This is a genomic window from Shinella sp. M27 (assembly GCF_049199905.1).
Classification (GTDB): Bacteria; Pseudomonadota; Alphaproteobacteria; order Rhizobiales; family Rhizobiaceae; genus Shinella.
In genome coordinates this window covers 61,353-72,200 of sequence record NZ_JBLZPK010000023.1, presented here as the reverse complement: position 1 = coordinate 72,200, position 10,848 = coordinate 61,353, and the positions used below count along the sequence as shown (strand labels likewise).

Annotated in this window: 11 protein-coding genes; 1 reads left to right on the top strand and 10 read right to left on the bottom strand. The window is 63.8% G+C overall.

Going from position 1 to position 10,848, the window contains the following annotated elements; genetic code table 11:
* On the bottom strand, positions 1 to 1,629 hold a 1,629-nt coding region (locus ACOZK4_RS08845; protein ID WP_421591566.1), incomplete at its 3' end, for a HAMP domain-containing methyl-accepting chemotaxis protein.
* Between the two features lie 201 nt (positions 1,630 to 1,830).
* The gene (locus tag ACOZK4_RS08840; protein WP_421591565.1) at positions 1,831 to 2,610 is read right to left on the bottom strand and encodes a L,D-transpeptidase; all 780 of its coding nucleotides are present in this window, start codon (positions 2,608 to 2,610) and stop codon (positions 1,831 to 1,833) included.
* A 279-nt stretch (positions 2,611 to 2,889) separates the two neighbouring features.
* Between ACOZK4_RS08840 and ACOZK4_RS08835 the strand changes: the two genes are divergently transcribed.
* Complete coding sequence (locus ACOZK4_RS08835) at positions 2,890 to 3,849, top strand: glutathione S-transferase family protein (RefSeq protein WP_421591564.1); 960 nt, start codon at positions 2,890 to 2,892, stop codon at positions 3,847 to 3,849.
* A gap of 5 nt (positions 3,850 to 3,854) precedes the next feature.
* Here ACOZK4_RS08835 and ACOZK4_RS08830 read toward each other — a convergent pair whose 3' ends face one another.
* The 8 genes from ACOZK4_RS08830 to ACOZK4_RS08795 form a co-directional block, all read right to left on the bottom strand.
* On the bottom strand, positions 3,855 to 4,160 hold the full coding sequence (locus tag ACOZK4_RS08830; protein WP_421591563.1) for an addiction module antidote protein: 306 nt from the start codon (positions 4,158 to 4,160) through the stop codon (positions 3,855 to 3,857).
* Positions 4,161 to 4,162: 2 nt separating this feature from the next.
* Positions 4,163 to 4,456, bottom strand: a complete 294-nt coding sequence (locus tag ACOZK4_RS08825) for a type II toxin-antitoxin system RelE/ParE family toxin (protein WP_421591562.1) — start codon at positions 4,454 to 4,456, stop codon at positions 4,163 to 4,165.
* A 43-nt stretch (positions 4,457 to 4,499) separates the two neighbouring features.
* Positions 4,500 to 6,125, bottom strand: coding sequence for a cisplatin damage response ATP-dependent DNA ligase (locus tag ACOZK4_RS08820; protein ID WP_421591561.1), 1,626 nt, complete (start codon positions 6,123 to 6,125; stop codon positions 4,500 to 4,502).
* Positions 6,122 to 6,382 carry a hypothetical protein gene (locus tag ACOZK4_RS08815; protein ID WP_421591560.1) on the bottom strand — a complete coding sequence of 87 codons (261 nt, stop codon included), beginning with the start codon at positions 6,380 to 6,382 and terminating at the stop codon, positions 6,122 to 6,124. The genes ACOZK4_RS08820 and ACOZK4_RS08815 overlap by 4 nt, the downstream gene beginning before the upstream one ends.
* Complete coding sequence (locus ACOZK4_RS08810) at positions 6,382 to 7,392, bottom strand: ligase-associated DNA damage response exonuclease (protein WP_421591559.1); 1,011 nt, start codon at positions 7,390 to 7,392, stop codon at positions 6,382 to 6,384. Before ACOZK4_RS08810 ends, ACOZK4_RS08815 begins: the two co-directional genes overlap by 1 nt.
* A gap of 63 nt (positions 7,393 to 7,455) precedes the next feature.
* A complete protein-coding gene (locus tag ACOZK4_RS08805) occupies positions 7,456 to 7,893 on the bottom strand; it encodes a VOC family protein (protein ID WP_421591558.1) in 438 nt (145 codons plus the stop codon).
* Positions 7,894 to 7,925: 32 nt separating this feature from the next.
* Positions 7,926 to 8,372 (bottom strand): MarR family winged helix-turn-helix transcriptional regulator, encoded by a 447-nt coding sequence (locus ACOZK4_RS08800; protein WP_421591557.1) that lies wholly within the window; start codon positions 8,370 to 8,372, stop codon positions 7,926 to 7,928.
* Between the two features lie 63 nt (positions 8,373 to 8,435).
* A complete protein-coding gene (locus tag ACOZK4_RS08795) occupies positions 8,436 to 10,736 on the bottom strand; it encodes an EAL domain-containing protein (RefSeq protein WP_421591556.1) in 2,301 nt (766 codons plus the stop codon).
* Positions 10,737 to 10,848 lie beyond the last annotated feature (112 nt).

The window sequence follows — 10,848 nt, the reverse complement described above, 5'->3', positions numbered from 1 at the left end:
CGAAAGGCCGACGGACTGTTCGCGGGCGGAGACGGCAATCGCCTCCATGTGCTGGTTGATCGTCGCGACATTGCCGCCGATCGCCTGCAAGGCCTCGCCGGTCTCGCTGACCAGCTTGACACCGTTCTTCACCTCGGCTTCGGAGTTGCGGATAAGGTCCTTGATCTCGCGGGCGGCCTGCGCGGAACGCTGGGCAAGCTCACGCACCTCCTGCGCAACCACCGCGAAGCCCTTGCCCGCCTCGCCTGCCCGCGCCGCCTCGACGCCGGCATTGAGTGCCAGAAGGTTCGTCTGGAAGGCAATCTCGTCGATCACACCGATGATCGAGGAAATCTGGCTCGACGACTGCTCGATGCGCTGCATGGCGTTGACGGCATTGGCGACGACGTTGCCCGAGCGGGCCGCATTGCCATTCGCCTCGGCGGCAACGGCGCGCGCCTCCTCGGCGCGGCGCGTCGAATTGGTGACGTTGGCGGTGATCTCGTCAAGCGCCGCAGCGGTCTCCTCCAGCGAAGCGGCCTGTTGTTCCGTGCGTTTGGAGAGCGAATCGGCGCCCGTGCTGATTTCGCGGGTGCCGGTGTCCATTTCATCAACGGCCTGCGAGACGGCGCGCAGCGTTTCGCCGAGTTCGCCCACGGCGGAATTGAGGTCGCTGCGCAGCTGCTCGAAATCGGGCGCGAAGGGCTCGTTGAGCTGGAAGCAGAGATCGCCGCCGGCAAGACGGCGCAGACCGGTGGCAAGGCCGGATGTCGCCTGCTGCAGGCGCTTCTGCGCGGCCGCCTCGGCTTCTTCCTGAAGGCGCACGCGGTCCTTCTCGGCCTGAACGCGCGATGCTTCCGCCTCCGCCTGCAAGCGGACCTTGGCGATTTCCGATTGGCGGAAGACTTCAACCGCGCCCGAGATCTGGCCGATCTCGTCCTTGCGGCTGCGGAACGGCACTTCGAAATCCGTCACACCCTGCGCCAGCGTCTGCATCACCTTGGTGATGGTGCGCAGCGGACGCGAGACACCGGCGACGATGATCCAGAAGGACAGGCCGGCAACCGCAACGGCGACAGCCCCGAACAGGGCGAGAAGCAGCCGGTAATCATGTTCATGCGTCTCCGCGGCGGCATACTCTTCCTGGCCGACACGAATCTGAAGGTCGATCAGCGCTGCGATATAGGTGCCGATCGGATCGATCGTCGGATAAAGCCGGGTCGTTACATAGGCATCGAGCGCCGCCTGATCCTTCTTCTGCATGATGGCCAGCAGATCGTTGATGCTGCCGGCCTGCTTCTGCATTTCGTCGGTCATCTGCCTGGCAAGGCCGCGCTCCTCGTCGGTGAGGTAGGTCGCGGTATAGGCGTCCCAGATCTTCTGGATCTCGGCGACGGCCTCGGTGTTCAGCCGGTGCCCCTCCTCCCAGGAGAGCGCACCGCTGCGCACCTTGTGCGCGGTGTCCACGATGTTAACTGCATAGAGATCGCCGACCTTCTTGAGGCTTGCGGCGGGGACCAGCCTGTCGACGACGATGGTGCCCATCTTGGCCGACATGGTGTTGAGAACGAGATAGGTCGAAAGAATGGCGCCGGCGAGCAACAGCGTCAGGAAGAGGGTCACCGCACCGAGTTTGGTCGATATCTGCATGGGAATGCCTTGCCGTTCGGGACTTTTGGATGCCCTGAGCGTGGCGGATTTTATTTAAGTATTAATTAAAATTAGAAATCACTCATTAATGATTGAACAGACTGCGTCACACTCGCCCAAAAGCTGCATAAACGGTGTTTTCAAACGCCAAAAATCCGAAAAGGCCCGATATCCGGGCCTTTTGTCTCTTTCGACAGGAGATCAGATGACGAGGATCGGCGCCTTGCCTTTAACGCGGTCGTAGAGATCCATGACGTCCTGATTGAGCATGCGCACGCAACCCGACGACACGGCCTTGCCAATGGACTTCCATTCCGGCGAGCCGTGCAGGCGGTAGAGCGTGTCCTGGCCGTTCTGGAAGATATAGAGGGCGCGCGCGCCGAGCGGATTGTTGAGACCGCCGGGCATGCCGCCATTGGCGCCGGAATATTTCGTCAGTTCCGGCTGGCGCTTGACCATCTCGTCCGGCGGCGTCCATTTCGGCCAGGCCTGCTTCCACTGGATGACGCCGCGGCCCGACCAGGCAAAACCCTGCCGGCCGATGCCCACACCGTAGCGCATGGCGCGGCCGTTCGGCAGGATGAGATAGAGGAAGCGGTTGCCGGTATCGACGATGATCGTGCCCGGCTGCTCGGCAAACGGGCTATCGACCTCGTGACGGTAGAAGCGCGCGTCGATCTGCTGGTAGGGGATCGCCGGCACCTGGAATCCGCCATCGTTCACCGGGCCGTACATGGCAGCATAGGCTGACGATTCGGGCAGCAGGCCCGAGGGCGGCGTCTGGCCGTAGATGCTGATGGGGCCGCGCCCGTCAGCGATGATCTCGGGCCGGCCCTCCAGCGCGGGATTGCGGAAATAGGGGCGCGTCTCCTCGCGGAAACGGTCCGTGTTCATCGACGAGGTGCAGCCCGCCAGGCCGGTCGCCATGGCGAGGCCGGAGAACTGGAGAAAGCGGCGGCGGGAAAGCGCGGTATCGGTCATGGAAGGGGTCAATATCCGTTTGACGGAAAGGCAGGATGAACGAGGAGGCTGAATCACTAGCTAACAAGCGCGAACTAGGTCCATAACCCTGCCCTAATTGTGGCAATTGCGGCTGGCCCGAGGCTTGCGCATGGCGTTTCTCCGCGACTGTGGCAGCATGCCCACGCCGGCGGGGCGGCCGGCGCGGCTTTGTGAACGCTGTGTCAATCGCCGCGCGAATTGCCGTTTTCCCGCGCGGGCGGTACGTCTGGGCCACAATCAACGACATGAGGTGATGCGATGCTCGTCAACGGCAAGTGGACGGAAGACTGGCAGCCGGTGCAGGCGACGGACGCCAAGGGCGGTTTCGTGCGCCAGGTCTCGAGCTTCCGCAACTGGGTGACGCCTGATGGCAGCGCCGGCCCGACCGGCGAAGGCGGCTTTGCTGCCGAAAAAGGCCGCTACCATCTCTATGTCGCACTCATCTGCCCCTGGGCCTCGCGCACGCTGATCACCCGCAAGCTTAAGAAGCTGGACGATGCGATCTCCGTCTCCGTCGTCGAGCCCGCTTTGTCCGATCAGGGCTGGCAGTTCGGCACCTTCCCCGGCTCCAATCGCGACGACCTGAACGGCGCGACCTATATGCACGAACTCTACACGCGGGCCGCGCCGACCTTCACCGGCCGCGCCACCGTGCCCGTACTGTGGGACAAGGAAAGGAAGACCATCGTCAACAACGAGTCGGCCGATATCGTGCGCATGCTGAACAACGGTTTCGGCGCTCTGGCGGATGAAAGCGTCGATCTCTACCCGGAAGCGCTTCGTGCCGAAATCGATGCCCTCAACGAGCGCATCTATCCCGCCCTCAACAACGGCGTCTATCGCACCGGCTTCGCCACCACGCAGGTCGCCTACGAGGAAGCCTATCAGGGCGTCTTCGCCATGCTCGACGAACTGGAAAGCCGCCTTTCCGACGGTCGCCCCTTCCTGACGGGCACCACCTTCACCGAAGCCGACATCCGCCTCTTCGTCACGCTCATCCGCTTCGACGCGGCCTATTTCGGCCTCTTCAAATGCAACCGCCAGCGCCTCGCCGATTACACGGCGCTCTCGGCCTACACAAAGCGGGTGCTGGATCTTCCGGGCGTGCGCGAGACGGTCAATATCGACCACATCAAGCACGGCTATTATTCGATCAAGTCGCTCAACCCCAATCGCATCGTGCCGCTCGGCCCGGATCTTTCACCGCTGGGGCTTTGACCCGTCTATGCGGCATCCTGCTGCTTGATCGTCAAGGTGTATCCCATGGCCGAGAGGACCTTGAAGACGGTGGCGAATTCGGGGTTTCCGCTGCTGCCGAGCGCACGGTAGATGCTTTTCGGGTTGAGATTTGCGGCGGCCGCGATATCGGCCATGCCGCGTGCGCGTGCAACGGTTCCGATCGCATCGCGGATTTCCGCGATGTCGCCGTCTTCAAGCACGGCCGCAATATAGGCGGCCTGCCGCTCCCGCGTATCGAGATGCGCGGCCGCATCGAAGGTCGGAAGATCGGCGATTTTCTTTTTGACCATGGTCATTCACTCCATTGTGCGGCGATCTCGATTGCCCGCTTGATATCGCGGCGTTGGGTCGATTTATCGCCGCCGCAAAGCAACAGGATCAAGACCGGGCCGCGCTGAACGAAATAGACGCGATAGCCCGGCCCGTAATCGATTTTCATCTCGGAAACGCCGCGTCCGACGTCATTCACCTGTCCGGGATTGCCCTGCCTTAAACGCTCCACCCGGCGGATGATCCTTGCATGTGCGTTTGCATCTCCAAGAGCGCCAAGCCATTTCGTGAATGCAGGGGCTTCCTTGATGATCATGGATCGACGGTAGCCTATAGGCGACCGACAAGCAAGAACCGCATTACCCCTCCTTCGCCTCCACCATCGCCATCAGCGTTTCCAGCCGGTCGGCATCGGCGGGCAGTTTGTCCTGCCGCAGGCGCGCGATGCGGGGGAAGCGCATGGCGATGCCGGATTTGTGGCGGGTGGAACGGTTAATACCCTCGAAGGCGACTTCCAGCACGAAGCCGAAGGCTGGCTCGGCCCGAACCGCGCGGACGGGGCCGAAGCGGTCCGTCGTGTTGTTGCGCACGAAGCGGTCGAGCACTTCGAGCTCGGCATCGGTGAAGCCGAAATAGGCCTTGCCGACGGGCACCAGCACGTCGCCGTCCGGCCCCTCGGTCCACACACCGAAGGTGAAATCGGAATAGTAGCTCGACCGTTTGCCGTGGCCACGCTGGGCATACATCATCACGGCATCGACATTGAACGGATCGCGCTTCCACTTGAACCACGGCCCCTTCATACGGCCGGCCTGGTAGGCGCTGTCGAGCCGCTTGATCATCACGCCCTCGATGACCGGATCGGGCGGGTCGCGGCGGATTTTTTCGAGCGCTTCCCAGCTTTCGAAGGGCACGAGCGGCGAGAGGTCGAAGCGGTCGTGCGGGGCCTTTTCGATGAGGTGGGCCAAGCGCTCGCGGCGCTCGGTGAAGGCAGCAGGGCGCACATCCACCTCCCCTTCGAAGAGCACGTCATAGGCCCGCACGAAGGCCGGGAAATCCTCCAGCATTTTTGTATTGACCGTCTTACGGTTCAGCCGCTGCTGGAGATCGGAGAAGGTGCGGGTCGGGCTATTGGTGCGCGCCGTGCCGCCGACCAGAAGCTCGCCATCCACCACGCCCTCGAAATTCATGGCGTCGAGCACATCCGGAAAGGCGGCGGAAATGTCGTCGCCGGAGCGGGAATAGAGCCGCCGCGTTTCACCGGACGATGACATCTGCACGCGAATGCCGTCCCATTTCCATTCGGCGGCGAAATCGGCGGGGTCGAGATTGTCGAGATCGCCCTCGCCCACCGGATTTGCGAGCATGACGGAATGGAAGATGGCAGGCGTCGCCAGAACCGGCCGGTCCGCAGTGCCCTCAAGCCAGGCGAAGAGCGATTCATAGGGCGGTTGCAGGCCGTGCCACAGGGTCTCGATGTCCGTGACATCCATGCCGGAGAATTCGGCCAACGCCTGCTTGGCGAGCCGGGCCGACACGCCGATGCGCAAGCCGCCTGTCGCGAGCTTCAGGAAGGCGAAACGGGCGGAGGGATCGAGCCGGTCGAGCAGATCGCGCACCGCGCCGCGCACCTCCGTTCGGCCGAGCGCATTCATGCGGGCAACGACGGCGCCAAGCCGCGGCTGCGCCTCATCCGGCACGCGCTCCTTGCGCTCCTGATCCCAGACGAGCGCAATGGTTTCGGCGAGATCACCGACATAGTCATAGGAATAGCGGAACAGCACCTCGTCCATGCGCTCCAGCACCAGCTCGCGCAACAACGCGGGCTTGACGCTCTTCAGGTCCAAGGTACCGGCAATAGCGGCAAGTCCGTAGCCGCGGTCCGGATCGGGCGTGTCGCGAAAATAGTCGGCAAGCAGCTTCAGTTTGCCATTGCGCGAGGGGGTGAGGACGAGGCGGTCGAGCAGGGTGGCGAAGGCTCTCATGGCGACGCTGCCTCTTGCGATGTCGAGCGCAGCTCCCCACGTGCCACCTCATAGGAAAAATACACAATGCCATCACCACCATTCTCAGCACGGTGGGTCTCTTTCTCGGCCTTTGGGGCGGCTACGACATTGCGGGCATCCTCGGCGCAATCACCATTGCTCCCGTGGGCGCCTTCGTGGGCTGCACCATCGGCATGCTGCATATCAGGCTCCTGATGTTTTTCTCCTGATATCGGACGGTGCATCGTCGCGCGCATCAATCCCCCTCATCCTCATAGCCCACCAGATGCAGCGGCTTGGCCGGCACGCCTGACAGTTCGCACCAGCGCACGAGGGCTTCCTCGCGGCCGTGGGTCACCCAGACTTCGCTTGGCGCGAGTTCGCGGATGGTTTCGGTCAGCTCCGGCCAGTCGCAATGGTCGGAGATAACAAGCGGCAGCTCGACGCCGCCCTGCTTGGCGCGCTGGCGCACCATCATCCAGCCGGAGGCGAAGGCGATGAGGGGTTCGTTGAAACGGCGCGCCCAGCGATCGGCGAAGGCCGAGGGCGGACCAACGACGACGGCGCCCCTGAAGTCGGCAGGGCTGCTCTTCTCGGTGGTGGCGGGGCGCAGGTCGCCGAGATCGATGCCGCGGCTGACATAGTAGTCGCAGAGGCGGGCGAGCGAGCCGTGGATATAGACCGGCGCGTCATAGCCGCAATCGCGCAGCAGCCGCAGCACGCGCTGCGACTTGCCGAGCGAATAGGCGCCGACCAGGTGGCTGCGCTCGGGAAATTGCCGGAGCGACGTGAGCAGCTTGCCCATCTCGGCCTTGGGATCCGGATGGTGGAAGACCGGCAGGCCGAAGGTCGCCTCGGTGATGAAGACATCGCAGGGCACCGGTTCGTAGGCCGCGCAGGTCGGATCGGCGCCGCGCTTGTAATCACCCGAGGCGACGATGCGCAGGCCGTCCTTCTCCACCGCGATCTGGGCGGAGCCCAGCACATGGCCGGCGGGATGGAACGAAACCGTGACGCCGGAAAGATCGATGCGCTCGCCAAATCCCGCCGCCTGCATGGTGCCGCAGAAATCCTCGCCATAGCGGATCGCCATGATGTCGAGCGTTTCGCGCGTCGCCAGCACAGCGCCATGACCGGCGCGGGCATGGTCGGAATGGCCATGGGTGATCAGCGCCCGCGCCACGGGGCGGACGGGATCGATGTAGAAATCGCCGGCAGGGCAATAAAGGCCGGCGGGCGCCGGCTTGAGGAGCTGATCGGGCTTCATGATGAGGAAGATAGTGGCTTTGCGGCGCTCTGCCAGAGGGGTGGCGGCGTTTGCGTTGCCGCCTCAGCGCAGTTCCTGCGCGAGCCCGATGAGAAGCCCTTCCGGGCCGCGGATATAGCAGAGCCGATAGACGCCTTCATAATCGACGACCTCGCCGACAAGGGCCGCGCCGCGCGGGCGAAGCCGCTCCAGCGTCTGGTCGAGATCGTCCACGGCGAACATGACGCGCAGATAGCCGAGCGCATTGACCGGGGCGTTGCGGTGATCGGCGATGACGGCCGGCCGCAGAAAACGGGAGAGCTCGAGCCGGCTGTGGCCGTCGGGCGTGCGCATCATGGCGATCTCGACATGCTGGTCGCCCAGTGCCGTGACCCGCCCGGCCCACTCCCCCTCGATCATGGCCCGGCCTTCGAGCTCCAGGCCGAGGTCGCGAAAGAAATCGACCGTCGCGTCGAGGTCCTCGACGACGATTCCGACATTGTCCATCCGCTTGATCGCCATGTTTCAACCTCCCAAACCGTCTACCACGCAGTCTAGGCAATCGCCATCATGCCGGCCCTGAGCACGGCCATATCGACGGACGAGAGCTGGCGGTCGATCTTCTCATGGGTTTCCTTCCAGATCGGGAAAGCCTGGGTCAGCAGTAGGCGGCCCTCCTCTGTCAGGCGCAGCAGGCGGCCGCGGCGGTCGCGCGGATCGGCCTCGACGCGCACGAGACCGCGGCGTTCGAGCGGCTTCAGCGCGGCGGTCAGCGTCGTGCGGTCCATGGCGAGCACGGCGGCGACCGGTCCCATCGGCGGCGGCTCGGGGCGGTTCAGCGCCATCAGCAAGGAGAACTGGCCGTTGGTCAGCGCCAGCGGCCGCAGCGCATCGTCGAAACGGCGGGCCAGCGCGCGGGCCGCACGTTGCGCATGCAGGCACAGGCAATGGTCACGCACGAAAAGCGTCGTCTCGTAGGGAATCAGCGCATCATCGGACATAGTTCTTACTGTTGATATCAACGTAACAATGTCAAGAGCCGCCTGCTGAAACGGCTCTGAACGTCAGAGGCTGGGAATGCAGAGAATCGCCTGAAGACCGCGCGCATCGATCGGACGGCTGAGATAATAGCCCTGGATCTCATCGCAGCCCGCCTCGCGCAGGAATTCCATCTGCTCGCGGGTTTCCACGCCCTCGGCGATGACGCGCAGTTGCAGCGTGTGGGCGAGCGAAATGACGGCGCGGGCGATGGCCGCGTCGTCGCCGTCCTCCGGCAGGTCCTTCACGAAGGAGCGGTCGATCTTCAGGCGGCCGACGGGGAAGCTTTTCAGCGAAGCAAGGCTGGAATAGCCCGTACCGAAATCGTCGATGGCAAGATGCACGCCGAGTTTTTCCAACCGGTGCATGGTCTCCACCGCCTGCTGCACGTCCTGCATGATCAGGCTTTCGGTCAGCTCCAGCTCGAGATAGCGCGCCTCAAGCCCGCTCTCTTCCAACGCGGCAGCCACGCGCTCCACCCAGTCCTTTTCCTGGAACTGGCGGGCCGAAACGTTGACGCTGACGACGATGGGCGGCAGGCCGGAGACCTGCCAGGCCTTGTTCTGCCGGCAGGCGGCGCGCAGCGTCCAGTCGCCGATCGGGCCGATCAGGCCCGTCTCTTCGGCGAGCGGAATGAAATCGCCGGGGCCGATGAGGCCACGCTCGGGATGGCGCCAGCGGATCAGCGCCTCGACGGCGAAGATGCGGCCGGTCGCAAGGTCCATCTGCGGCTGGTATTGCAGAAAGAGTTCGCCCTGCGCCAGCGCGCGGCGCAGCTCTTCCTGCCGCTCCAGCTTTTCATGCGCCCGGTTGGCAAGCTCGGCGGTGAAGACCTGCATGGCGTCGCGGCCGATTTCCTTGGCACGATACATGGCGACGTCCGCGCGGGCGAGCAGCTCGGTAACGTTGCGGCCATGCTCTGGATAGGCGGCAACGCCCATCGAGCATGTGACCTGGAAGGAGCGGCCTTCGATGACGACGGGCTCGGCAATCGCCTCGCGCACGGCGCGCAGCCGGTCGTCGACGCTTTCGCCACGGCGCATGGCGCCGTTGATGAGGATGACGAATTCGTCGCCACCGAGGCGAATGATGCTGTCGCTTGCGCGCACGCAGCGCAGCATGCGGGTGGCGACGATCTTCAGGAGTTCGTCGCCGGCATGGTGGCCGAGGCTGTCATTGACCAGCTTGAAATTGTCGAGGTCGATGAAGGCGAGCGTCATCGTGCCGCCGCGATCGTCCGCCGCCTCGATGGCTGAGGCCACGCGCTCGTCGAGCATGCTGCGGTTCGGCAGGCCCGTCAGCGTGTCGTGATGGGCCATGAACTGGATGCTGTCTTCGGCCTCCTTGCGTTCTATGGCGATGCCGGCAATGTGCGTCGCCATGCCAACCAGCTTCATGCATTCGGCCGTCGGCTCGCCCGGGGTGCGGGAATAGAGCGCGAAAGTGCCGAGCACCTTGCCCTGATACGAGCGGATGGGTGCGGACCAGCAGGCGCGGAAGCCGTAGGGCGCGACGAACGCCTTGAAATTCTCCCAAAGCGGATCGGTCTCGATATCGGAGACATTGACCGGTTCGCCGCGCCACATGGCAGTGCCGCAGGAACCGACCACCGGGCCGATCTCGAGCCCGTCGATCAGTTTGCAATAGGCCGGGTCGAGGTTTGGCGCCGCGCCGTGGGTGATGTGCTTGCCATCCTGCGCCAGCATCAGGATCGAGCCGGTGACATCGGAGACGTGCGCCTCGATCAACAGGATGAGCGAGGAGAAGACATCGACCAGCGGCGCGCCGATTGCGATCATCTTCAGAAGATGCGCCTGGCCGACATGCAGGCTTTCTGAGCGCTTGCGCTCGGTGATGTCGCGGGCGATGCCAACAATGCCGATCACCTCCCCTTTGGCATCGCGCACCGGCAGCTTCGAGGTGAGCAGCCATTTCAGCGTACCGCTCGAATCGCGGATCAGCTCTTCCATGTCGAGCATCGGCCGGCCGGTGCGGATGATCTCCTGCTCGGTCTCGAAGAAGCCGCGCGCGACATGCTCGGGGTGGATGTCGAAATCCGACAGGCCATCCAGGGTTTCCAGCCCTTCGCGCCTGTTGTCCTTGACGATGGCGCGGTTGGCCACGACGAAGCGGCTGTTGCGGTCCTTGAAATAGAGGTAGTCCGGCACCTCGTCGATCATGGCTTCCAGCCACAGCGTGCGCTCGTTCTGCGCGGCGGCGAGCGGGAAAAGCCGTGCCGCCTCCGTGATGAGGCGCTGGCTGGCGGACATCAGACGCGCGGTCGCATCCGCGTCATCATTGCCAAGATGGGACAGATTACTCGACATGGTTCCCTGCAAAGCCCAAACGCAAGGAAGCCCACAGCCTGCCGCCGCTCTTCCCGGAACAGCTGACGCTACACCTAGAGTCGTTATCCAAACCTAAAGGAAACCGGCGAAA

Excerpts from the sequence above, each read along its gene's own strand:
- ACOZK4_RS08795 (WP_421591556.1), bottom strand. The coding sequence starts at position 10,736 with ATGTCGAGTAATCTGTCCCATCTTGGCAATGATGACGCGGATGCGACC.
- ACOZK4_RS08815 (WP_421591560.1), bottom strand. The coding sequence starts at position 6,382 with ATGCGCGCGACGATGCACCGTCCGATATCAGGAGAAAAACATCAGGAG.
- ACOZK4_RS08805 (WP_421591558.1), bottom strand. The coding sequence starts at position 7,893 with ATGGCGATCAAGCGGATGGACAATGTCGGAATCGTCGTCGAGGACCTC.
- ACOZK4_RS08835 (WP_421591564.1), top strand. The coding sequence starts at position 2,890 with ATGCTCGTCAACGGCAAGTGGACGGAAGACTGGCAGCCGGTGCAGGCG.
- ACOZK4_RS08840 (WP_421591565.1), bottom strand. The coding sequence starts at position 2,610 with ATGACCGATACCGCGCTTTCCCGCCGCCGCTTTCTCCAGTTCTCCGGC.
- ACOZK4_RS08810 (WP_421591559.1), bottom strand. The coding sequence starts at position 7,392 with ATGAAGCCCGATCAGCTCCTCAAGCCGGCGCCCGCCGGCCTTTATTGC.
- ACOZK4_RS08825 (WP_421591562.1), bottom strand. The coding sequence starts at position 4,456 with ATGATCATCAAGGAAGCCCCTGCATTCACGAAATGGCTTGGCGCTCTT.
- ACOZK4_RS08820 (WP_421591561.1), bottom strand. The coding sequence starts at position 6,125 with ATGAGAGCCTTCGCCACCCTGCTCGACCGCCTCGTCCTCACCCCCTCG.
- ACOZK4_RS08800 (WP_421591557.1), bottom strand. The coding sequence starts at position 8,372 with ATGTCCGATGATGCGCTGATTCCCTACGAGACGACGCTTTTCGTGCGT.
- ACOZK4_RS08830 (WP_421591563.1), bottom strand. The coding sequence starts at position 4,160 with ATGGTCAAAAAGAAAATCGCCGATCTTCCGACCTTCGATGCGGCCGCG.